22 protein-coding genes are annotated in these 20,964 nt (G+C 72.5%); 14 read left to right on the forward strand and 8 right to left on the reverse strand.

Annotated elements, in window-relative coordinates; all coding sequences use genetic code 11:
- The first annotated feature begins 126 nt into the window (after positions 1 to 126).
- From O7614_RS12630 to O7614_RS12645, 4 genes are all read left to right on the forward strand, one after another.
- Entirely contained in the window at positions 127 to 561 is a 435-nt protein-coding gene (locus tag O7614_RS12630) for a phage holin family protein (protein WP_278138647.1), read from the forward strand.
- Positions 558 to 932, forward strand: coding sequence for a DUF3618 domain-containing protein (locus O7614_RS12635; protein ID WP_278138648.1), 375 nt, complete (start codon positions 558 to 560; stop codon positions 930 to 932). The genes O7614_RS12630 and O7614_RS12635 overlap by 4 nt, the downstream gene beginning before the upstream one ends.
- On the forward strand, positions 929 to 1,201 hold the full coding sequence (locus tag O7614_RS12640; protein WP_088990412.1) for a DUF4235 domain-containing protein: 273 nt from the start codon (positions 929 to 931) through the stop codon (positions 1,199 to 1,201). The genes O7614_RS12635 and O7614_RS12640 overlap by 4 nt, the downstream gene beginning before the upstream one ends.
- A 286-nt stretch (positions 1,202 to 1,487) precedes the next feature.
- The gene (locus tag O7614_RS12645) at positions 1,488 to 1,691 is read left to right on the forward strand and encodes a cold-shock protein (RefSeq protein WP_030338233.1); all 204 of its coding nucleotides are present in this window, start codon (positions 1,488 to 1,490) and stop codon (positions 1,689 to 1,691) included.
- Positions 1,692 to 1,812: 121 nt separating this feature from the next.
- On the opposite strand, the gene O7614_RS12650 is transcribed toward O7614_RS12645, so the two are convergent.
- On the reverse strand, positions 1,813 to 2,010 hold the full coding sequence (locus tag O7614_RS12650) for a hypothetical protein (protein WP_278138649.1): 198 nt from the start codon (positions 2,008 to 2,010) through the stop codon (positions 1,813 to 1,815).
- Between the two features lie 85 nt (positions 2,011 to 2,095).
- On the reverse strand, positions 2,096 to 3,079 hold the full coding sequence (locus O7614_RS12655) for an aldo/keto reductase (protein WP_278138650.1): 984 nt from the start codon (positions 3,077 to 3,079) through the stop codon (positions 2,096 to 2,098).
- Positions 3,080 to 3,162: 83 nt separating this feature from the next.
- Between O7614_RS12655 and O7614_RS12660 the strand changes: the two genes are divergently transcribed.
- A complete protein-coding gene (locus O7614_RS12660; RefSeq protein WP_278138651.1) occupies positions 3,163 to 3,984 on the forward strand; it encodes a trans-aconitate 2-methyltransferase in 822 nt (273 codons plus the stop codon).
- Complete coding sequence (locus tag O7614_RS12665; RefSeq protein ID WP_278138652.1) at positions 3,981 to 5,003, forward strand: adenosine deaminase; 1,023 nt, start codon at positions 3,981 to 3,983, stop codon at positions 5,001 to 5,003. The genes O7614_RS12660 and O7614_RS12665 overlap by 4 nt, the downstream gene beginning before the upstream one ends.
- 251 nt (positions 5,004 to 5,254) lie before the next feature.
- Here O7614_RS12665 and O7614_RS12670 read toward each other — a convergent pair whose 3' ends face one another.
- Positions 5,255 to 6,658: a HAMP domain-containing sensor histidine kinase gene (locus O7614_RS12670; RefSeq protein WP_278138653.1), complete on the reverse strand. Its 1,404-nt coding sequence runs from the start codon at positions 6,656 to 6,658 to the stop codon at positions 5,255 to 5,257.
- 29 nt (positions 6,659 to 6,687) lie between these two features.
- A complete protein-coding gene (locus tag O7614_RS12675; RefSeq protein ID WP_030489108.1) occupies positions 6,688 to 7,377 on the reverse strand; it encodes a response regulator transcription factor in 690 nt (229 codons plus the stop codon).
- A gap of 73 nt (positions 7,378 to 7,450) precedes the next feature.
- On the opposite strand from O7614_RS12675, the gene O7614_RS12680 reads away from it, so the two are divergent.
- Complete coding sequence (locus O7614_RS12680; protein WP_278138654.1) at positions 7,451 to 8,365, forward strand: ADP-ribosylglycohydrolase family protein; 915 nt, start codon at positions 7,451 to 7,453, stop codon at positions 8,363 to 8,365.
- A 121-nt stretch (positions 8,366 to 8,486) separates the two neighbouring features.
- Here the strand turns inward: O7614_RS12680 and O7614_RS12685 are convergent, their stop codons facing one another.
- A complete protein-coding gene (locus O7614_RS12685; protein WP_278138656.1) occupies positions 8,487 to 9,473 on the reverse strand; it encodes a DUF1775 domain-containing protein in 987 nt (328 codons plus the stop codon).
- Between the two features lie 187 nt (positions 9,474 to 9,660).
- Between O7614_RS12685 and thrS the strand changes: the two genes are divergently transcribed.
- On the forward strand, positions 9,661 to 11,670 hold the full coding sequence (thrS, locus tag O7614_RS12690; RefSeq protein ID WP_278138657.1) for a threonine--tRNA ligase: 2,010 nt from the start codon (positions 9,661 to 9,663) through the stop codon (positions 11,668 to 11,670).
- Positions 11,671 to 11,866: 196 nt separating this feature from the next.
- Here the strand turns inward: thrS and O7614_RS12695 are convergent, their stop codons facing one another.
- A complete protein-coding gene (locus O7614_RS12695) occupies positions 11,867 to 12,595 on the reverse strand; it encodes a D-Ala-D-Ala carboxypeptidase family metallohydrolase (protein WP_278138658.1) in 729 nt (242 codons plus the stop codon).
- A 177-nt stretch (positions 12,596 to 12,772) separates the two neighbouring features.
- On the opposite strand from O7614_RS12695, the gene O7614_RS12700 reads away from it, so the two are divergent.
- Positions 12,773 to 13,285, forward strand: coding sequence for an HIT domain-containing protein (locus O7614_RS12700; protein WP_278142238.1), 513 nt, complete (start codon positions 12,773 to 12,775; stop codon positions 13,283 to 13,285).
- Positions 13,286 to 13,319: 34 nt separating this feature from the next.
- Here the strand turns inward: O7614_RS12700 and O7614_RS12705 are convergent, their stop codons facing one another.
- Complete coding sequence (locus tag O7614_RS12705) at positions 13,320 to 13,802, reverse strand: hypothetical protein (RefSeq protein ID WP_278138659.1); 483 nt, start codon at positions 13,800 to 13,802, stop codon at positions 13,320 to 13,322.
- Positions 13,803 to 13,899: 97 nt separating this feature from the next.
- Between O7614_RS12705 and O7614_RS12710 the strand changes: the two genes are divergently transcribed.
- Positions 13,900 to 14,958, forward strand: coding sequence for an aldo/keto reductase (locus tag O7614_RS12710; protein WP_278138660.1), 1,059 nt, complete (start codon positions 13,900 to 13,902; stop codon positions 14,956 to 14,958).
- Positions 14,959 to 15,117: 159 nt separating this feature from the next.
- Here the strand turns inward: O7614_RS12710 and O7614_RS12715 are convergent, their stop codons facing one another.
- Positions 15,118 to 17,274 (reverse strand): elongation factor G-like protein EF-G2, encoded by a 2,157-nt coding sequence (locus tag O7614_RS12715; RefSeq protein WP_278138661.1) that lies wholly within the window; start codon positions 17,272 to 17,274, stop codon positions 15,118 to 15,120.
- 250 nt (positions 17,275 to 17,524) lie between these two features.
- On the opposite strand from O7614_RS12715, the gene pgsA reads away from it, so the two are divergent.
- The 4 genes from pgsA (at position 17,525) to O7614_RS12735 (ending at position 20,895) form a co-directional block, all read left to right on the forward strand.
- Complete coding sequence (gene pgsA, locus O7614_RS12720) at positions 17,525 to 18,154, forward strand: phosphatidylinositol phosphate synthase (RefSeq protein ID WP_278138662.1); 630 nt, start codon at positions 17,525 to 17,527, stop codon at positions 18,152 to 18,154.
- 46 nt (positions 18,155 to 18,200) lie between these two features.
- Positions 18,201 to 19,133 carry a phosphatidylinositol mannoside acyltransferase gene (locus O7614_RS12725; protein ID WP_278138663.1) on the forward strand — a complete coding sequence of 311 codons (933 nt, stop codon included), beginning with the start codon at positions 18,201 to 18,203 and terminating at the stop codon, positions 19,131 to 19,133.
- A 16-nt stretch (positions 19,134 to 19,149) separates the two neighbouring features.
- On the forward strand, positions 19,150 to 20,310 hold the full coding sequence (locus O7614_RS12730) for a glycosyltransferase family 4 protein (RefSeq protein ID WP_278138664.1): 1,161 nt from the start codon (positions 19,150 to 19,152) through the stop codon (positions 20,308 to 20,310).
- 81 nt (positions 20,311 to 20,391) lie between these two features.
- Positions 20,392 to 20,895: a hypothetical protein gene (locus tag O7614_RS12735; RefSeq protein WP_278138665.1), complete on the forward strand. Its 504-nt coding sequence runs from the start codon at positions 20,392 to 20,394 to the stop codon at positions 20,893 to 20,895.
- Positions 20,896 to 20,964: the final 69 nt, after the last annotated feature.

The raw sequence follows: 20,964 nt of genomic DNA on the forward strand, positions 1-20,964 counted from the left end.
GGCATCGGCCGGCGTATTCGCGGCGCGGCGTCCGGACAACGCGGACGGTCAGCTGCTCGGCGCGCTTTAGGATTGACGAGCGGCGACTCCGGGCATACAGCGCGGTGATGAGGAAAGGAGGACAGCATGGCTGACGTGGCGAACGCCCGCACATCCCACAATGGGAGCGAGCCCTCCACCGCCGAGTTGGTGCAACGGGCCACCGAACAGGTCTCCCGTCTCGTGCGGGACGAACTGGCGCTGGCCCGAGCGGAGTTGACCCAGAAGGGCAAGCACGCCGGCATCGGGATCGGCCTCTTCGGCGGCGGCGGTGCGCTGGCATTCTTCGGCCTGGGCGCGTTGGTCGCCACGGCGATCCTGCTGCTCGACCTGGTGTTGCCCGCCTGGGCCGCCGCGCTGATCGTGGCAGTGGCCTGTTTCCTGGTGGCCGGCGTTCTCGCCCTGGTGGGCAAGAAGCAGGTCAGCCGTGCCGTCCCGCCCGTCCCGGCGGCGACGGTCCGCAGCCTCCGGGCCGACATGGACACCGTCACCGCCGCGGTGAAGGACAGGGGGCGGCAATGACCGGCAACGGGACCGGCGACACGGAGGCGCTCCGCGAGGAGATCCGTCGCACCCGGGTCGAGTTGGGCGAGACGATGGAGGCGTTGGCCGCCAAGGCCGACGTCAAGGCGCGTCTGAAGGAATCCGCCGGGCAGGCGAAGGAGCGGATGCGCGAGCAGGCGGCGCAGACCGTCGCCCGGGTCCGCGGGCAGGCGGTGCGTGGCGCCGGGATGGCGCGGGCGCGGGCCCACGAGAAGGGCGAGCTGGTGCGCGCACAGGCGCACGACAGGGGCGAGTTGATGGGCCGCAACCCGGTGCCGTGGGCGGCCATCGCCGCCGGTGCGGTGGCCACCGTGGTGGTGCTGATGATCGTGCGGGGGAGGCGTAGGTGAGCAAGAGCATCAGTCGGGTCGCGTACCGGCCGGTCGGCGTGTTGTTGGGTATCGCCGCAGGCACGGTGGCCGGGGCGATCTTCCGGCAGGTCTGGAAGGTCACCGCGGGCGACGGTGAGGCGCCGAACGCGACCGACGAGGATCGTGGCTGGGGCGAGATCCTGGCCGCCGCGGCGTTGCAGGGCGCGATCTTCGCGGTCGTCCGGGCCGCCGTGGACCGGGGTGGCGCGGTCGGCGTCCGCCGGATGACCGGTTCCTGGCCGGACTGACCACAGCGACTTCGGCCCCCTTCCCGCATCGATGGGAAGGGGGCTTTCGCATGGGTTCGGACGCCGCCCAGCGGATCTCGGGCATCCGTCAGGTCACATGTCGGAGAAATTCGTCGGAGAGGTCGTGACAGACTTTTTGCGTACGTGATTTGCTGTTCCACGCTGTTGAGAGATGGCGTGGGTTGAGAGAAGTCTCCTTCGTGGGGCCACCTCAGGCGCCGCTGCTCGAAAACGGCCAATCGGCCGGACGGCGTGCACGGCCACCAGTTTTTAGAGGGAGATACACATGGCTCAGGGAACCGTGAAGTGGTTCAACGCTGACAAGGGCTTCGGCTTCATCACCGTCGATGGTGGGGGTGCTGACGTGTTCGTCCACTTCTCGGCCATCCAGACCAGCGGCTACCGCTCGCTGGAGGAGAACCAGCGGGTGGAGTTCGAGATCGCTCAGGGTCAGAAGGGCCCGCAGGCCGAGCAGGTTCGTCCCATCTGAGTGAGACGGCCGGCCCCCGCCGGCCAGTGGGACGATCCGGCCAGGGTCGTCGAAAGCCCTGCACCCCGTCAAGGGGTGCAGGGCTTTTCCACGTGCCCAGGGCATGTGGTGGACGGGCTGCTCAGCGTCGGCGGCGCGAGCGCAGGCCAAGCCAGAGCACCACCAGCCCGGCCAGCGCCACGAGTGGGCCGAGCACCGCCCAGATCTTCTCGCCGGTCATCACGCTGCCGCTGACGTAGCCGAGGCCCTGCACCGTCCACACCGCACCGATCACGATGGCCAACAGGCCGAGGGTGAGCGGAAGCCAGCCCCTCATCATGTCCCCTCTCCGCCACCCGAGGCAGCGCGCCGCGGTCCAGCATCGCCGACCGCGCGACGCGACGCGAGCACCCCGGGTGCGCGGGTCACCACCGGTCGTGCACCTGCGGGCGGATCAGCTCGTCGTAGGTCTCGCGTACGGCTGCCAACTGCGCGTCGGTCAGCGGCGACAGGGTCGCCGCCGCGGCATTGCGTCGGGCCTGGTCGGCGTCGCGGGCACCGGGGATGACCACTGTGACCCCCCACTGGTCCAGCACCCACCGCAGCGCGAACTGCGCCATCGTGCGGTCCGGGTCGACCAGCGGCGCGAGCCGGCGTACGGCGGCGAGCCCCTGCGCGAAGTCGACCCCGGAGAACGTCTCGCCGACGTCGAAGGCGGCACCGTGCCGGTTGTAGTTGCGGTGGTCGTCGGCGGGGAACTCGGTGTGCTCGTCGTAGCGGCCGGAGAGCAGACCACTGGCGAGCGGCACCCGGGCGATGATGCCGACGCCGGCCGCCGCCGCGGCGGGCAGCACCCGCTCCAGCGGCTTGTGGCGAACCGCGTTCAGGATGATCTGGACGCTCGCCACGCCCGGTCGGGCGATCGCGGTGAGGGCCTGGTCGCAGGTCTCGACGCTGACCCCGTACCCGGCGATGGCCTTCTCGGCGACCAGGGTGTCCAGCCCGTCGAAGACCTCGTCGGAGGAGAAGACCGCGGTGGGCGGGCAGTGCAACTGGACCAGGTCCAGGGTGTCCATTCCCAGGTTGGCCCGGGAGCGGTCGGTCCACTGCCGGAAGTTGGCCAGGGTGTACGCCTCCGGCTGCTGCTCGACGCGGCGGCCCATCTTGGTGGCGACGGTGAGCCCGGCGTCGGGTCGGGTGCGTAGGAACCGCCCGATGAGCTGCTCGCTGCGGCCGTCGCCGTACACGTCGGCGGTGTCGAGGAAGGTGACTCCGGAGTCAACGGCGGCGGTGAGTACCGCCATCGCGTCGGCCTCGCTGACGGTGCCCCAGTCGGCACCGAGTTGCCAGGCGCCGAGGCCGACCGCGCCGACGGTCCGGCCGAGCCGGGTGAAGCTGCGCTGTTCCATGCCCCGAGCCTAGTGATCGGGTTGCCAGCGTGCCACGCGAGCCGTACCGTAAAAAAAGACGAACGTACGGTTTGGGAGGCGCCATGTGGGATCCGACGGCCTACCTGCGCTACGGCGACGAGCGATCCCGGCCCTTCCACGACCTCGTCGCGCGGATCCCCGCCGCGCGCCCCCGGGCCGTGGTCGACCTCGGCTGCGGGCCCGGCCAGCTCACCGCCACCCTCGCCGGGCGCTGGCCGACGAGCCGGGTCGTCGGCCTGGACTCCTCACCCGAGATGATCGACCGCGCCGTCGCCCTGGGCGCTCCCGTCGACTTCGCGGTCGCCGACCTGCGCGACTGGCGTCCGACCGGCGACGAGGACGTGGTGGTCAGCAACGCCGCGCTGCAGTGGGTGCCCGGCCACCAGGAGCTGCTACGCCGCTGGGCCGCCGAGCTGCCCGCCGGAGCGTGGCTCGCCATGCAGGTCCCCGGCAACTTCGCCGCCCCGTCGCATCGCGCCCTGCGCGAGGTCGCCGACCGGCCGGCCTGGCGCGGTGAGGTCGCCCCGCTGCTGCGCGTGGACCCCGTCGACGAACCGACCGACTACGCGGCGCTGCTGACCACCGCCGGCTGCGCTGTGGACGCCTGGGAGACTACCTACGTGCACCTGCTGCCGGCTCGACCCGCCGCCGAGCACCCGGTCCTGACCTGGATGGAGGGCACCGCGCTGCGCCCGGTCCGGGCCGCGCTGGACGCCGCCGGCTGGTCGGCCTTCCGGGCCGAGCTGGGGGTACGGCTCACCGCCGCGTACCCGGTGCGGCAGGGTCAGGTGTACTTCCCGTTCCGCCGCGTCTTCGTCGTCGCCCGCACCGGCGACCATGCCCTCGTCGCCGGCACCGGCGACCATGCCCAGGAGAACCCGTGACCAACCTGTCCACCTTCATCGCCGGCCTGCCCAAGGTGGAGCTGCACGTGCACCACGTCGGCTCCGCCTCGCCCCGGATCGTCGCCGAGTTGGCCGCCCGCCACGAGGGGCGCACCCCGGTGCCGGCCGACCCGGACGCGCTCGCCGCCTACTTCGAGTTCCGCGACTTCGCGCACTTCATCGAGGTCTACCTGAGCGTGGTGGACCTCGTCCGCGACCCCGAGGACGTCTGGATCCTCACCCACGAGGTGGCCCGGGAGTTGGCCCGCCAACAGGTCCGGTACGCGGAGCTGACGATCACCCCGTACTCGCACGTCCGACGGGGCATCCCCGCGCCGGCGTTCTGCGAGGCCATCGAGGACGCCCGCAAGCGGGCCCTGGCCGACTTCGGCCTCGAACTGCGCTGGTGCTTCGACATCCCCGGCGAGGCGGGCCTGCCCGCCGCCGAGGAGACGCTGCGCATCGCCCTGGACGAGCGGCCCGACGGGCTGGTCAGCTTCGGTCTTGGCGGCCCGGAGATCGGCGTACCCCGGCCGCAGTTCCGGCCCTACTTCGACCAGGCCCGCGCAGCCGGTCTGCGCTCGGTGCCGCACGCGGGGGAGACCACCGGGCCGCAGACGATCTGGGACGCGCTCACCGAGCTGGGCGCCGAGCGGATCGGGCACGGCATCTCCGCCGCCCAGGACCCGGAGCTGCTGACCTACCTGGCCGAGCGGCAGATCGGGATGGAGGTCTGCCCGACGTCCAACCTGCGGACCCGGGCAGTGGCCAACCTCGACGAGCACCCGCTGCGTCAGCTCGTCGACGCCGGCCTGCTGGTGACCATCAACTCCGACGACCCGCCGATGTTCGGCACCACCCTGAACGACGAGTACGCGGTGGCGGCCCGCCTCCTCGGGGCCGATCGCGCGGGCGTGGCCGGGCTGGCCCGCAACGCGGTGACCGCGTCCTTCCTCGACGACACCGGCAAGCAGCGGATCACCGCCGAGATCGACGCGTACCTCGCCGCCGCGGGCTGAGCCGCCGGTCGCCCGGAGCGACGCGGGCCGGCTCGCTCGGGGGAGCAGGGCGCGCGGCGGGAGCGTGGGTGTGGGGGGACCTGAGACTCCCGCCGCGCGCGCGGCTTCACCGGCCGTGGGTGCGTGGTGCGCTCGACCGGTGAAACTGGTGGGTACGTGCTCTGATCCTGTCAGCCCGCGGCCGTCCCAGCTCGGTCGTTAACCGCGATCTAAGGAAGACTTGCGCCGGGGCACAACCCGGGCCGGCCCGGTCAATCGTCGGTGGGGCGCTGGCGGGGCCAGCGACGGCCGCTGGCCTTCGTGTCCCGGGCATCGCGCGCCATCCGGCCGACCAGGCCGAAACGGCTGACCTGCCGGGGCGTCGCCTCCGGGTCGGCCAGCAGCATCACCACGCTGGCCCCGCCCAGCCGGGCGCGGTCGATGCTCACCGAGCCGTTGGCCTGCAACGACACCCGCTTGGCGATGTCCAGGCCGAGCCCGGTCGAACCCTGGTCACTGGCTCCCCGACGCAGCGCCCGGTCCGGGTTGGCGATGCCTGGCCCGGCGTCGTCGACACGGATCGCCACATACCCGTCCCGCCGCGACACGGCCACCTCGAACGCGGTGCCCTGCGGGGTGTAGCGGAAGACGTTGCCGATCACCGCGTCCAGCGCGGCGGCCAGCTCGGCCCGTGGCACCGGGGCGGGGATGCGCAACTGTGCGCCGTTCACCCGGTGCGGCCGGTTCTGGTCGCCGGCCAGCGCCGCCCAGAACACCATCCGGTCCCGGACCACCTCGCTGACGTCGCACATCGCCGGTCCGGCCTCGTGCGCCACCGCCTTGCGGGTGGTCTTGATCAGCACGTCGATCTCACCCTCCAGGGTGACGATCGCCTGCCGGATCCGTCGGATGCCGCGGAGTCGGTCCAACTCCGCCGGGCTGAACGAACCCACGCTGGTGTCGTCGGACTCCAACGCCTCCGCGTCCAACCGCAGCACCGTCAACGGGGTACGCAGACGATGCGACAGGTCGGCGACCAGTTCCCGTTCGTCGGTGCGGGCCGCGTCGAGCCGGTCGGCCATCCGGTTGAAGGCGTACCCGGCCTCGGCCAGTTCACGGGGACCAGTCGGCTCGACCCGTACCCCCAGGTCACCGTCGCCGATCGAGAGCGCAGCCTTGACCAGACCCCGGGTCGAGTCCACCGCGCGGGCGGCGACCCGGTCGACCACCAGCACCGCCGCGCCGGCCATCGCCGCGCCGACCGCGAACAGGAGCAACCAGGTGCCGCCGGCTCCCTCGCCCAGCGTCGAGTCCGGAAGGAACACCTCGACCACGGCCGTCCGGTCACCGAGCACCACCGGGTCGAGCCGCACCACACCACCGTCGACGTCGACGACCAGCGACCGCCGGTCGGCTCGGGCCCGGTCCAGGTCGCTGCCGCTGGCCCGACCAGCAGACTCGTCAAGCCCCAACCCGTGCACCACGGCCCGGGTCGGGGCGCCCTCCGCGCTGGCCACCACGGCACGCTCGACGACCGCCGGGTCGGTGCTCACCGCCAGCGCGCCGGTCACCAGCGCGCTGCGCCGCGCCGCGTCGGCGATCGCCTCGTCCCGGCTCTGCTCACGCAGGCTGAGCCCGAGGGGGATCAGGAACGCGAGCGCGACGAGGCTGGACATGCCGGCCGTGAGGAGGGCGAGCGCCGTCCTCAGTCCGGCGCCACCAGCCGGAACCCGACCCCCCGCACGGTGCGCAGGTAGCGCGGCTTCGCCGCGGACTCGCCCATCTTTCTGCGAAGCCAGTACAGGTGAACGTCGATTGTCTGGTCCTCGCCGACCGATGGCTGCCGCCATACCTCCTCCAAGAGTTCCCGGCGGGACACTACCCGCCCAGGTCGCGCGGCGAGATACGCCAGCAGGTCGAATTCCTTACGGGTCAGCGCCAGTGGCTCGCCGTCGAGTTGGGCACTGCGCTCGCCCACGTCCACCCGGAGCCCACCGACGCTGTGCACCGCCGGCTGCACCGTCCGGCTGGCCCGCCCGGCCCGGCGCAGCACTGTGGTGATCCGTGCGTCCAGGTGCGCCCCGGTGAACGGTTTGACCATGTAGTCGTCGGCACCGGCGCGTAGCAGTTTGACCACCGACTGCTCGTCGTCGCGGGCGGTGGCGATGATGATCGGGACGTCGGTGATGCCGCGCAGCATCCGCAGCGCGTCCGAGCCGTCCAGGTCGGGCAGGCCCAGGTCGAGCACCACCAGGTCGGGTGTCTCCGCGGCGACCCGACGCAGCGCGTCCAACGCCGTACCCACGGCGTGCACGGCATGCCCCCGGTCGGTGAGGGACCGCAGCATCGCGCCGCGTACGACGTGATCGTCTTCGACCAGGAGCACGGAGGCCACGACAAGACCGTACTTGGCCTGGCAAGTTGATCGCGTTGCGACGTGCCTGGGGAGCGGGCAAGCTGGTACGACGATGTCGTTCACGCTGTTTGTCGATGCCCGCCTGGCGCTCGCCCGGGACAGCCTCGCCGGTCTCTCCACCGGCGACGCGCTCGGCGAGCAGGCCATGTCGTCGGCGTCCGTCGATCTCGCCGAGGGCGCGCTGCCACCGGCCCCCTGGGCATGGACCGACGACACCGAGATGGCCTGCTCGGTCCTCGCCGCCCTGGTCGACGCCGGCAGCATCGACCGGGACCGGCTGGCCCTGGCCTTCGCCGAGCGTCGCGACAGGCGCCGGGGCTACGGCGACGGCGCCACGCTGATCCTGCGGCTGATCCGCGATGGCACCCCGTGGCCGTTGGCCGCCGCCTCCGCCTTCGACGGCCAGGGCTCCTGCGGCAACGGCGCGGCGATGCGGGTCGGCCCGCTGGGCGCGTACTTCGCCGACTCGACAGCGCGTGCCGCGGCACAGGCCCGCGCCTCGGCCGAGGTGACGCACGCGCATCCGGAGGGGATCGCGGGAGCGGTCGCGGTCGCCGTCGCCGCGGCGTTGGCGGCCCGGGCCCGCCTGGACGGGCACCGGCCGGCCCCGCAGCGGCTGCTCGCCGGGATCGCCGCCGCGCTCGATCCGGGCACCGAGGTGCACCGGAGCGTGAACCGGGCGGCCGGGCTGCTCGGCCGGCCACTGCCCCGGGTGGTGACGACGCTCGGCAACGGCTCCCGGGTGACCGCCCAGGACACCGTCGGGTTCACCCTCTGGGTGGCCGCCAGCCACCTCGACGACTATCCGGCGGCGATCCAGACGTGCCTGCGGGCCGGCGGGGACGTGGACACCACGGCTGCCATCGCCGGGTCGGTCGTGGCGGCGTACACCGGTGTCGGCACCCCGGGCGGCGTGCCCGAGCCGTGGCTGGCCGCCCGCGAACCGCTACCCACCTGGCTGCCCTGACTGCGAGGCTGACCCGGCCCGGCCTGCGGGCGCTGGCCTGACCCTGGTCGTGATCTCCTCGGTCTCCTGCAAATCGGGGTGTCCGTGCGGTTGATGCCGCGTTCTCCGGAACCCGAGCGGATCACCGAGATGACGCGGAAAGGGCCGGCGTCGGGCGGGCCGGCGGCGTGGTGGCTCCGGCGGCGCTGGGCGGGGTCTCGGCGGGTGCGGTCTGGTCCTCGTCCGCGTGGCCGGTCACCTCGGTGGGCTTCGGGGTCTCGTCCGTGCGGCCGGTCACCTCGGCAAGCGTCGGGGTTGCGTCCTCGTCCGCGCCGCCGACCGCCTCGGCGAGCGCCAAGGGCTCGGCCGGGTCGCGTCGACGCCACCGGCTGACCAGCCAACCGATCGCCGCGCCGCCGCCGAGCCCGGCCAGCAGGCCGGCGGCCAGCATCCCGTCGGCGCTGCCGGACTCCTCGCCGGCACCGCCCGCACGAGCGGCCGGGTCGGCGTCGACACCGTTGCCCGGACCGGCCGGCGCGCCGGCGGCCGGGGCACCGTGGCTCCCGCCGTGAGCGGCCGCTCCGGCGGCGCCGGAGGCCGCCGGCAGCAGGGTCAGCACCGGGGCGCGGTGCGCGCCGGTGGCGTCCGCCCACCGGACCACGGTGCCGTCGGCGTACGTCTGGACCACCTCGAAGGTGAGCCGCTGGGCCTGCGGCATCGGCCCCATGGACAGCGCCAGCCGGGCCGGCCCGGGATCGCTCTCGCCGACCCGGACCCAGGTCACCGCTGTGGTCACCGTGCTCACTACGGAGGAGTGGATTCCGGCCAACGGCTTGTCCAGGGTGCGGGAGCTCAGCCGGGGCGCCCACCCGTCCACCGACATCGGGTAGACCTCGGCGATCGGCGCGTCAGCGGGCAAGCGGACCTCGATCTGGTTGGTCTTCGTGCCGGCTCGCTCCTCCGGCACAGTGAATTCGAGGCGTACGGCGTCGCCCTGCCGGGCCTCGGCCGGGGTGGTCGTCACGTCCGCCGCGGACGCCGCGCTGGGCCAGAACAGTAGGCCGGCGGCGGTCAGCGCGGTCACCGCCGCGATCCGCCGTCGCCGCTCGCCGCCGTGCGTGCTCACCATGTCGTGCCCCCATCCGTGTCCGCGCGGCCGGCACCGGTTTCCGGCCACACCCTGTAGTTCGGCTGCGCGGAGCGAAAGGTTCAACGTGGCCGCAGGAAGGTGCCCTTCCGGAGCCGGGGAGGGTGGACCGATAGCATCGGCAGGAGCCGAGGATCGGCGCCGTTTCGTACCACTTGGAGGAGTCACCGTGTCCGCACCCCGTACCCCCGCCGTGGCCGACCCCGTCGTCGTCGCCGCCGGGACGACGGCGGCCGACGCGGTGGCCGCGGCCGGACTGCCCGCGAACGGCCCGAAGGCGATCGTCGTGGTTCGTGACCCGCAGGGTCAGCTGCGTGACCTGGACTGGTCGCCGGCCGAGGAAACCGTCGTCGAGCCGGTCAGCCTGGACTCGCCGGACGGGCTCAACGTGCTGCGCCACTCCACCGCGCACGTGCTCGCCCAGGCCGTGCAGGACGTCTTCCCCGAGGCCAAGCTGGGCATCGGCCCGCCCATCGAGAACGGCTTCTACTACGACTTCGACGTCGACAAGCCGTTCCAGCCCGATGACCTCAGCAAGCTCGAGAAGCGCATGCAGGAGATCATCAAGTCCGGGCAGCGGTTCCGCCGCCGCCGTTTCGGCAGCCTGGACGAGGCGCGCTCCGAGCTGGCCGACGAGCCGTTCAAGCTGGAGTTGATCGAGGTCAAGGGCGAGGGCCTGGACACCGACGAGGTGATGGAGGTGGGCGGCGGCGAGCTGACCATCTACGACAACCTCGACGCCAAGGAGGACAAGGTCTGCTGGTCGGACCTGTGCCGGGGCCCGCACCTGCCGACCACCCGCCTGATCGGCGCGTTCAAGCTGATGCGCTCGGCCGCCGCCTACTGGCGGGGGTCGGAGAAGAACCCCCAACTGCAGCGGGTGTACGGCACCGCGTGGCCGACCCGTGACGAGCTCAAGGCGTACCTGAAGCTGCTGGAGGAGGCCGCCCGGCGCGACCACCGCAAGCTCGGCGCGGACCTCGACCTGTTCAGCTTCCCCGACGAGATCGGCTCCGGCCTGGCGGTCTTCCACCCCAAGGGCGGCATCATCCGCCGCGAGATGGAGCACTACTCGCGGCGGCGGCACGAGGAGGCGGGGTACGAGTTCGTCAACACCCCGCACATCACCAAGGCGCAGCTGTTCCAGACCTCCGGTCACCTGCCGTACTACGCGGACACCATGTTCCCGCCCATGCAGCTGGAGGGCGCGGACTACTACCTCAAGGCGATGAACTGCCCGATGCACAACCTGATCTTCAGGGCGCGCGGGCGGTCGTACCGGGAGCTGCCGCTGCGGCTGTTCGAGTTCGGCACCGTCTACCGGTACGAGAAGTCCGGCGTGGTGCACGGCCTGACCCGCGTTCGTGGCCTGACCCAGGACGACTCGCACATCTACTGCACCCGCGAGCAGATGGCGGGCGAGCTGTCCACGCTGCTCAGCTTCGTGCTCGACCTGCTGCGTGACTACGGCCTGGACGACTTCTACCTGGAGCTGTCGACCCGGGACGACTCGCCGAAGTTCATCGGGGCCGACGAGGACTGGGCGGAGGCCACCGAGGCGCTGCGGACCGCCGCCGCGACCTCCGGGCTGGACCTGGTGCCCGACCCGGGCGGCGCGGCGTTCTACGGGCCGAAGATCTCCGTGCAGGCGCGGGACGCGATCGGCCGGACCTGGCAGATGTCCACCATCCAGGTCGACTTCAACCAGCCGGAGCGGTTCGGGTTGGAGTACCAGGCCGCCGACGGCAGCCGCCAGCGACCCGTCATGATCCACCGGGCGTTGTTCGGGTCGATCGAGCGGTTCTTCGGGGTGCTCACCGAGCACTACGCGGGGGCGTTCCCGGCCTGGCTGGCACCGGTGCAGGTGGTGGGCATCCCGATCCGCGAGGACCACACCGACTACCTCCACGGCTTCGTGGCGGCGCTGCGTGCCGAGGGGATCCGCGCCCAGGTGGACGCGGGGGACGACCGGATGCAGAAGAAGATCCGTACGGCGCAGCAGCAGAAGATCCCGTTCATGGTGATCGCCGGTGACGACGACGTGGCCGCCGGCACGGTCTCCTTCCGCTACCGCGACGGCTCCCAGCGCAACGGGGTGCCGGTCGCCGAGGCGGTGACCCACGTGCTCGACGTGGTCAGCTCCCGCACCAACATCGGCCCCTCCGCCGCGGCGGAGTAGCGGGACCGCCCGGCCCGCGCTGGCCGCTGGCCGCCGCCCGCCCGCTGGCCGCTGGCCGCCCGCCCGCTGGCCGCTGGCCGCCCGCCTGCTGGCGGCATGATCGTGCTCGATCCAGGAAGTAGTGGCCTCCCGACCCGGGGAGGCCACTACTTCCATGTTCGAGCGCGAGCATCACCCGGGAGGCCGACCCCCGTCCTCAGATGCCGCAGTTCGGCGCCGACCAGCCCCCGGTCGACGACACATGGGTGTGATCGTTGTGGTCCGGGTAGCCGGGGCCGAGGATCTGCCCGAAGCCGTGGTAGCGAGCCTGCTGGGCCAGTCGGCACAACGACGGGGACCCGACCAGGTCCACCGCGTCGCCGTACAGGTGCCGGCTGTTCGACGCGCCGCCGACCGCGCTGTTGCAGGCGTAGCTGCGGAAGCTGCTGCTGATCGAGATCGACACGTCACCGAGGGCGTGCCGCATGGCCTGGAGCTTCCACATCGAGACGAGCGCGTTGAACCGCGCGGTGCTCGCCGAGACCGCGCCACCGGACCAGTCGCTGTTGCACTTGTTCAGCTCGGGGTAGCTGAAGTTGGCCGGTGTGCAGTCGTTGTCCTGGAGGGCGTAGATCCGGTTGAACGTCTGTGGGCCGGCGATCCCGTCCGCGGCCAGCCCGTACGCCTGCTGGAAGCGGATCACCGCCGACCGGGTGGCCGGGCCGAACGCGCCGTCGAGGCCGAGAACCGCGCCGTAGCCGGGGTAGCCGGCGACCCGGATCTGGAGTTGCCGGACGTCCTCGCCGGATGCCCCCTGGGACAGGGTGCGGCCCCAGGTGTAGCAGCCGTCCGCCTGTGCGGCGCCGGCGGTGAGGGTGATGCCGGCCACTGTGGTGGCGGCGGTCAGGGCGAGTGCCGCGAGGAGCCGGCCGAGCCGTCGGATCATGCAGTCCTCCATCAATGTATGGAAGTTTCTGGATGCATGGAATCTTCAGGCCTCGCTATTGATCCGTCAAGAAATTGCAGGGTGGAGTTTTCCCGTCGACAGGTGTCGCGGCACGCCTCCGGGGCTCCGTAGGATCGGCTCGTGACAGGGGCGGAACGGCACACGGACATCGGCGGCATGGCGGACGGCCTCGAGCGGCTCTGGACGCCGCACCGGATGACCTACATCTCCGGCGAGGACCGCCCGGTCGAGGGCTACGAGAAGCCGACCGGCTGCCCGTTCTGCCGGGCCCCCCAGCTGCCGCCGGAGGAGAGCCTGGTGGTGGCCCGCGGCGAGCACGTGTTCGTGGTGCTCAACCTCTACCCGTACAACCCAGGTCACCTGCTGGTCTGCCCCTACCGGCACGTCGCCGACTACACCGACCTGGACGTGCCGGAGACCACCGAGCTGGCGTCGTACACCCAGACGGCGATGCGGGTGATCCGCAAGGTGAGCAACGCGCACGGCTTCAACCTGGGCATGAACCAGGGCGGGGTGGCCGGCGCCGGCATCGCCGCGCACCTGCACCAGCACGTGGTGCCGCGCTGGGGCGGCGACGCGAACTTCATGCCGGTGATCGGCCGCACCAAGGTCCTGCCGCAACTGCTGCACGACACCCGCGACCTGCTCGCCCGCGCCTGGCCGTCCTGACCGTCGGCGCGACGCGAGGCCGGCGCCGGTCCCGCTAGCCGGCGCGCAGCAGCGGGGTCAGCTCCGGCCAGCTCTCCACCCGGTGTACGAGAGGCAGCAGCGCTGTGCGAGCGGCGACCTCCGCCGGGCGGGGCCGGAACAGGAATCGGTGCGGCACCGACGTCAGGTAGCCGAGCACCTCCAGCTTGTCGTCCACGAAGTGGGTCAGCCCGAGGCGCTCGGCGATCGGCGCCTTGTCCGGACGGGTACGGCAGAAGTGGAGCCGCTCGACCGGGATGCCGGTGCGCTCCGCGAAGTCGTGGTGGGCCAGCCACTCCCGGGTGCGGCGCTCGGTGGCCTCCCCGCACTTGGACACCAGGTGCACCTCGTCGAAATCCGGCCCGAGCGCCGCGAGCGCGTCGAACGCCCCGTCGACCACAGGTGTACGCAGGTAGTGCGCGCCGAAGAACGAGGTGTCGGCGTCCTCGTCGGCCGGCTCGATGATCACGCCACCGATGTCCACACCGAGCCTCCGCATGCGGCCGATCATGCCGCACCGGTCGGTCGGCTCGCCGCCGCGATTCCGGCCCCGGGATCTGCTACGCCCCGGCCCGTGGAGGTGGCACGATCGGCCGATGGCAGTCACGACACGGCCGTTGGGACGCAGCGGCATCGAGGTCAGCGCCCTCGGCATGGGGTGCTGGGCGATCGGCGGCCCCTGGGCGGAGGGCAGCCAACCGCTGGGCTGGGGTGCGGTCGACGACGACGAGTCGGTGCGGGCGATCCGCCGGGCCCTCGACGTGGGCGTCACCTTCTTCGACACCGCCGACACGTACGGCGCCGGGCACAGTGAGCGGGTCCTCGGCCGGGCACTCGCCGGCCGCCGGGACGAGGCCGTGATCGCCACCAAGTGGGGTTACACCTTCGACGAGGCGAGCCGACAGGCCACCGGGGAGGACGCGTCGCCCGCGTACCTGCGCAGGGCCGTTACCGACTCGCTGCGGCGGCTGGGCACCGACCGGATCGACCTCTACCAGCTGCACCTCGCCGACCTGTCGGTGCCGCGCGCGCAGGCACTGATCGGTGGCTGTGAGGACCTGGTCGCCGAGGGCCTGATCCGGGCGTACGGGTGGAGCACCGACCGTCCCGACCGGGCCACCGCGTTCGGGCACGCCGCCGCCGGTGCCACCGCCGTGCAGCACACCCTCTCCGTGCTGCGGGACGCTCCGGACTTGCTCGCGGTCTGCGACAAGTACGACCTGGCCAGCGTCAACCGGGGCCCGCTGGGCATGGGACTGCTCACCGGCAAGTACTCGGCCGGGTCGACGCTGCCGCCCGACGACGTACGCGGGTTGGCCCCGGGGTGGTTGGAGTGGTTCCGTGGTGGTCGGCCCGCGCCGGAGTGGTTGCGTCGGGTCGGTGCGGTCCGTGCGGCGCTCACCGCCGACGGGCGCACCCTCGCCCAGGGCGCGTTGGGCTGGATCTGGGCGCGCAGCGGCCGCACCATTCCGATCCCCGGATGTCGCACTGTCGCCCAGGTCGAGGAGAACGCCGCGGCGCTGCACCGGGGCCCCCTGCCGGCGGACCAGTTCGTCGAGGTCGAGCGCCAGTTGGCAGCGTTGCGCACGGCAGCCCTACGAGACGCCGACCGCCCCCACTGGCCCCCTCCCACCCACCCCACCGTCCACCCCTGACCGCCCCCACCCACGTCCCCGCCACCCCACCCATGTCCGCGTCGATCATGGAGTTGTGGTGGCTGAAAGATCAGGCATAAGCGGATATGTCACCCACCACAACTCCATGATCGACGCCAGGGGAGGGTGGGGTGGGCAGGGGTGGGGTGGGGTGGGGGGTTAGGGGGTGTGTTCTTTGCGGATCTGGTCGGCCAGGTGGGCGGGCATCGGGTCGTGGCGGACGAAGTGACGGCGGAAGGTGCCGGTGCCGGCCGTCATCGACCGCAGCTCGACGGCGTACCGCAGCAACTCGGTGGCCGGCACCTCGGCGCGGACGAGGGTCCGGCCCTCGGTGTCCGGGTCGGGTTCGGTGCCGAGTACCCGGCCTCGTCGGCCGGACAGGTCGCCCATCACGGTGCCCACCGAACCGTCGGGCACCCGGATGGTGACCTCGTCGATCGGCTCCAGCAGTGCCGGCTGGCCACGGTCGGCGGCGTCGCGCAGGGCCAGCGCGCCGGCGGTCTGGAAGGCCGCGTCGGAGGAGTCGACGCTGTGCGCCTTGCCGTCGACCAGGGTCACCCGCAGGTCCACCACCGGGTGACCGGCGACCAGGCCGCGTTCGAGTTGGGCGCGGACGCCCTTCTCCACGGACGGGATGTAGTTGTGCGGCACCGCGCCGCCGACGACCCGGTCGACGAACTCGAAGCCGCTGCCCGGGGGCAGGGGTTCGACCTCGATGTCGCAGACCGCGTACTGGCCGTGGCCGCCGGACTGCTTGACGTGCCGGCCGTGCCCGGTCGCGGGTACCGTCAGCGTCTCGCGCAGCGACACCTTGACCGGCTCGGTGTCCAGTGCGACGCCACCGGCACGTAGCCGGTCGAGAACCACGTCGGCGTGTGCCTCGCCCATGCACCAGAGGACCAGCTGGTGGGTCTCCGGGTTGCGCTCCAACCGCAGTGTGGGGTCGCCCGCGACCAGGCGGGCGAGGTTACGGGCCAGGGCGTCCTCGTCGGCGCGGCTGTGCGCGACGATCGCCACCGGCAGCAGCGGCTCCGGCATCTCCCAGGGGGCGATCAGCAGCGGGTCGGTCTTGGCCGAGATGGTGTCGCCGGTCTCGGCGCTGCCCGACTTGGTGATCGCGCAGAGGTCGCCGGCCACGCAGAACGGCACCTCGCGAAGGGCCGCGCCCAGCGGGGTGTAGATGTGCCCGACCCGCTCGTCGGCGTCGTGGTCGGGGTGCCCGCGTTCGGCCATGCCGTGCCCGGAGACGTGCACGGTCTGGTCGGGACGCAGCGTGCCGGAGAAGACCCGGACCAGCGAGACCCGGCCGACGTGGCGGTCGACGGTGGTCTTGACGACCTCCGCGACGAGCGGACCGGCCGGGTCGCAGGTCAACGGCGGACGCGGCGAGCCGTCCACGCCGGTCACCGCCGGCAACTCGTGCTCCAGCGGCGACGGGAACGCGGCGGTCAGCACCTCCAGCAGTACGTCCAACCCGACGCCGGTCTCGGCGCAGACCGGCACCACCGGGTAGAAGTGACCCCGGGCGACGGCCTTCTCCAGGTCGTCGATGAGCACCTCGTCGCTGATCTCCTCGCCGTCGAGGTAGCGGTCCATCAGGGTCTCGTCCTCGCTCTCGGCGATGATCCCCTCGATCAGCTCGTCGCGGGACTCGTCGATGGCCCGCTGGTGCTCCGGGTCGGGGGCGCGGACGTCGGCGGGAAGCCCGGCGCTGTAGTCGAAGACCCGACGGGTGATCAGGCCGAGCAGACCCTCGGTGGACACGCCGTCGTCGCCGAGCATCGGCAGGTAGAGCGGCATCACGTTGTCGCCGAACAGGCGCTGGCAGAGCGCCACCGTCTCGTCGACGTCGGCGCGGGGCTGGTCCAGTCGGGCCACCGCGACCGCGCGGGGCATGTCGACCGCCGCGCACTCCTCCCAGAGAGCGACGGTGGCGGCGTCCATGCCGCCCGCCGCCGAGACGACGAAGAGCGCGGCGTCGGCGGCTCGCAGCCCGGCCCGCAGCTCGCCGACGAAGTCGGCGTACCCGGGGGTGTCCAGCAGGTTGACCTTGATGCCGTTGTGCAGCAGCGGTGCGCAGGACAGGCTGACCGAGCGCTGCTGGCGCACGGCCGCCGGGTCGTGGTCGCCAACCGTGGTGCCGTCGACCACGGAGCCGGCTCGGCTGATCGTGCCCGTCGCCGCGAGCAGGGCCTCGACCAGTGTCGTCTTGCCCGCTCCGGAGTGCCCGACGAGCACGATGTTGCGTACCCGCTCGGGGTCGGTCACCACCGGCGTGCCGCCGGTGGAACCCTTCTCCTGATTTTTCTGCGCCATCGGGCGCACCTCCCTCAGCCGGTGGTGGGTGGCGACCGCCGCGCGACGGGTAGCGGCCCGGGGCGAGTGCGCGGCGATATCCTCCGGTGGTCTGCTGCACAGCGGGAACGGGACGGGTGGCCGGGTGAGCTGGCTCACCTCCTGGCTCGATCTCACACCCGTTGCCGGGTAGGCACAAGCCTCTCCCGGGCGGGTCGGCGGGACCGGCCGTATCGGCGGAGCTGGGCGGACCGTTATCGTGGGGACCGCCATGGCGAAGATCTTCCAAGTGTCGGCCCGCGCGGGGATGACCCGCGTCGTCGAGCCGATTGCCCGTGCCCTCCTGCGCGCGGGCGTCACCCCCAATGCCGTAACCGTCGCGGGCACCGTTGGTGTGCTCGTCGGCGCTCTCGGCTTCGGTGCTCGCGGCCACCTGGTCGCGGGCGCGTTGATCGTCACCCTGTTCGCGCTGACCGACCTGCTCGACGGGACGATGGCCCGGATGAGCGGTGGCTCCACGAAGTTCGGCGCGTTCCTCGATTCGAGCATGGACCGGGTCGCCGACAGCGCCGTCTTCGGTGCGGTCGCATACTGGCTCGCCACGCAGGGCAACCGCTCCGGGGTCGCCGCCGCGCTGATCTGCCTGGCCGCCGGCAGCCTGGTCTCCTACGTGAAGGCCCGCGCCGAGGGGCTCGGCATGACCTGCAACGTGGGCATCGCCGAGCGCACCGAGCGGCTGCTGATCGTCGGGGTCGGTGGAATCCTCACCGGCCTGAACGTGAAGCCGGCGCTGGAGATCGCGCTCTGGCTGCTCGCCGCAGTGTCGATCTTCACCGTGGGGCAGCGGATGGCGCACGTCTACCGCCAGGCCCAGCAGCTCCAGCCGGACGGTCAGGCGTGAGCGGCGCGGTGCCGACCCGGCGCCGGACGACCGGCGGCCGGGCCGCGTGAACCTCACCGAGCTGGGTTACATCGCCGGCTGGCGGGTGGTCCGCGCGCTACCCCGGCCGCTGGTCGCGGCGGCGTTCCAGGCGGGCGCGGACCGCGCCCACCGTCGCGGCGGCGGGGGTACGGCCCGACTGCGCGCGAACCTGCGCCGGGTGGTCGGCCCGGAGCTGCCCGACGCCGAGCTGGACGATCTCGTCAAGCGTGGGCTGCGCTCGTACGCCCGGTACTGGATGGAGGCGTTCCGGCTGCCGTCGTCGAGCCGGTCGCAGATCCTGTCCGGCTTCCGGCTCGACGGCGCCGAGCTGCTCGCCGCCGACGTGGCCGCGGGCCGGGGCGCCGTGGTGGCGTTGCCGCACGCCGGCAACTGGGACGCCGCGGGGGCCTGGGTGGCGGCCACCGGTTGGCCGATCACCACGGTCATGGAGCGACTCAAGCCGGAGGGCGTGTACGAGCGTTTCATCGCCTTCCGGGAGGGCCTGGGGATGGAGATCCTGCCGACCCACGGTGGGCCGCGCCCGGCGTTCGACGTGCTGCTGGACCGGGTACGCGCCGGTGCGGTGGTGCCGCTGCTGGCCGACCGGGACCTCTCCGCCCGTGGCGTGGAGGTGGACTTCTTCGGCGGGAAGACCCGGATGCCCGCCGGGCCGGCGCTGCTCGCCCTGCACACCGGAGCGCCGCTCTACGTGGCCTCGATGTGGTACGAACCGGACGCGGCCCGCGCGTCGCTCGCCGGGCCGCTGCCGGTGCCGGGGCCCGAGGTGGGGCCCCTGGACCAGCGGGTCCGGTCGCTGACCCAGCTGATCGCCGACGGTCTGGCGGCGGGTATCGCCCGGCATCCGGAAGACTGGCACATGTTGCAGCGGATGTGGCTGGACCAGCGGGGGGCGGGGGACGGCACGGTGCCGCGCTCGTCGGCCTCCGGTCCGGCCTGAGGAGGTGGGCTGACGCATGCGGATCGGCATCGTGTGCCCGTACTCCTTCGACGTCCCCGGCGGGGTGCAGAACCACGTGATGGACCTCGCCGAGGCGTTGATCGCGCTCGGCCACGAGGTCAGCGTGCTCGCCCCGGCCGACGAGGATTCGCCGTTGCCGGCGTACGTGGTGTCCGCCGGCCGTGCCGTGCCGCTGCCGTACAACGGGTCGGTGGCCCGGATCGCGTTCGGCCCGGTCTCGACCGCCCGGGTCCGGCGGTGGCTCACCAACGGTGACTTCGACGTGTTGCACGTGCACGAACCGCTCACGCTGAGCCTGTCGCTGCTGGCCGTGCTCTCCGCCCGCGGCCCGGTGGTGGCCACGTTCCACACCGCGATGACCCGTTCCCGGGTGTTGGCGGCGGCGCAGGGTGTGCTCCAGATCGTGTTGGAACGGATCACCGCCCGGATCGCGGTCAGCGCGCTGGCCCGCAAGGTGCAGGTGGAGCACATGGACGGCGGCGCGGTGGAGATCCCCAACGGGGTGGCGGTGGCCAAGTTCGCCGACGCCGAGCCGTTGCCCGGCTGGCCGGGGGAGTGCGCCCCGGGCACCGGCGGCACGCTGGGCTTCCTGGGCCGGTTCACCGAGGCCCGCAAGGGCTTCCCGGTGCTGCGCGACGCGTTCGTGGCGCTGGCCCCCACCCGGCCCGGGCTGCGGTTGCTCGTCGCCGGCCCGGGTGACCCCGACGACCTGTACGACCAGTTCCCGGCTGATCTGCACGAGCGCGTCACGTTCCTCGGCCTGGTCACCGAACCGGACAAGGCGCGCATGCTGCGTAGTGTGCACCTCTACGTGGCGCCGAACACCGGCGGCGAGTCGTTCGGCATGATCCTCACCGAGGCCCTGGCCGCGGGTACGACGGTGGTCGCCAGCGACCTGGACGCGTTCCGGAGGGTGCTCGACGGTGGGCGTGCCGGTCGGCTCTTTCCCACCGGCGACCCGGTGGGGCTGCGCGACGCGGTGACCGGGCTGTTGGACGACCCCGCCGCGCGGGCCACGCTGACCGCCTGCGGGGATCAGGTCGTGGCGAATTTCGACTGGCCGATGGTTGCCCGCCGTGTTCTGGAGGTATACGCAGCGGCGATCGAGGCAACCGACGGACGGGTCATCGACCAGGAATGGGTGGGGCTGGGCTGACCGGTGTGACGGACGGTGTGGCGGTGACCGGTCTTCCGGCGTGACCGCACCCACTCGGAGCTGAAACGGAGCAGCACTACGATGCCGCACATGTGGTGGGTGGTGGCCGCGAGCGTGGTCGTGGGGCTGGTCGCGGCGTACCTCATCTGGACGGCCGGTCGGGTCGACAGGTTGCAGGGCCGCGCGGAACTGGCGGCCCGGGCTCTCGACGCCCACCTGCTGCGCCGGGCGGCCGCGGCGGCGGTGCTGGCCGAGCGGCGCTTCGGCGTCGAGCTGTACGCGGCGGCCCGGATCGCCCTGGACGCCGGCCCGGACGAGCGTGAGGCGGCGGAGAACGACCTGACCCGGCAGTTGCGGGCCGTCCAGTTGGATCCGGACGATCCGGATTGCAGGGCGGTCATCGCGGCCAGTCGCCGGCTGGCGCTGTCCCGCCAGGTGCACACGGATCTGGTCCGGGACGCCCGCTCGGCGCGCAGCCGGCCGCTGGTGCGGTTGTTGCGGATGGGGCGGGGCCGGGAGTGGCCGCGCTACTTCGACATCGACGACCCGACCCTGACCGTGCCCGCGGACGTCCCCGCCACCTGACCCGGGTCGCGTGCGGGCCGGTGATCAGTGCCACAGGGCAGGCCACCGGGGGTCTGATTGGCTGTCGGT

Source organism: Micromonospora sp. WMMD961, assembly GCF_029626145.1.
Classification (GTDB): domain Bacteria; phylum Actinomycetota; class Actinomycetes; order Mycobacteriales; family Micromonosporaceae; genus Micromonospora.

What these genes read in the sequence shown, in the direction of transcription:
- O7614_RS12630 (WP_278138647.1), top strand. Translation starts at nt 127, where the DNA reads ATGGCTGACGTGGCGAACGCCCGCACATCCCACAATGGGAGCGAGCCC.
- O7614_RS12635 (WP_278138648.1), top strand. Translation starts at nt 558, where the DNA reads ATGACCGGCAACGGGACCGGCGACACGGAGGCGCTCCGCGAGGAGATC.
- O7614_RS12645 (WP_030338233.1), top strand. Translation starts at nt 1,488, where the DNA reads ATGGCTCAGGGAACCGTGAAGTGGTTCAACGCTGACAAGGGCTTCGGC.
- O7614_RS12650 (WP_278138649.1), bottom strand. Translation starts at nt 2,010, where the DNA reads ATGATGAGGGGCTGGCTTCCGCTCACCCTCGGCCTGTTGGCCATCGTG.
- O7614_RS12655 (WP_278138650.1), bottom strand. Translation starts at nt 3,079, where the DNA reads ATGGAACAGCGCAGCTTCACCCGGCTCGGCCGGACCGTCGGCGCGGTC.
- O7614_RS12660 (WP_278138651.1), top strand. Translation starts at nt 3,163, where the DNA reads ATGTGGGATCCGACGGCCTACCTGCGCTACGGCGACGAGCGATCCCGG.
- O7614_RS12670 (WP_278138653.1), bottom strand. Translation starts at nt 6,658, where the DNA reads ATGTCCAGCCTCGTCGCGCTCGCGTTCCTGATCCCCCTCGGGCTCAGC.
- O7614_RS12680 (WP_278138654.1), top strand. Translation starts at nt 7,451, where the DNA reads ATGTCGTTCACGCTGTTTGTCGATGCCCGCCTGGCGCTCGCCCGGGAC.
- O7614_RS12685 (WP_278138656.1), bottom strand. Translation starts at nt 9,473, where the DNA reads ATGGTGAGCACGCACGGCGGCGAGCGGCGACGGCGGATCGCGGCGGTG.
- O7614_RS12695 (WP_278138658.1), bottom strand. Translation starts at nt 12,595, where the DNA reads ATGATCCGACGGCTCGGCCGGCTCCTCGCGGCACTCGCCCTGACCGCC.
- O7614_RS12700 (WP_278142238.1), top strand. Translation starts at nt 12,773, where the DNA reads ATGGCGGACGGCCTCGAGCGGCTCTGGACGCCGCACCGGATGACCTAC.
- O7614_RS12705 (WP_278138659.1), bottom strand. Translation starts at nt 13,802, where the DNA reads ATGCGGAGGCTCGGTGTGGACATCGGTGGCGTGATCATCGAGCCGGCC.
- O7614_RS12710 (WP_278138660.1), top strand. Translation starts at nt 13,900, where the DNA reads ATGGCAGTCACGACACGGCCGTTGGGACGCAGCGGCATCGAGGTCAGC.
- O7614_RS12715 (WP_278138661.1), bottom strand. Translation starts at nt 17,274, where the DNA reads ATGGCGCAGAAAAATCAGGAGAAGGGTTCCACCGGCGGCACGCCGGTG.
- pgsA (WP_278138662.1), top strand. Translation starts at nt 17,525, where the DNA reads ATGGCGAAGATCTTCCAAGTGTCGGCCCGCGCGGGGATGACCCGCGTC.
- O7614_RS12730 (WP_278138664.1), top strand. Translation starts at nt 19,150, where the DNA reads ATGCGGATCGGCATCGTGTGCCCGTACTCCTTCGACGTCCCCGGCGGG.
- O7614_RS12735 (WP_278138665.1), top strand. Translation starts at nt 20,392, where the DNA reads ATGCCGCACATGTGGTGGGTGGTGGCCGCGAGCGTGGTCGTGGGGCTG.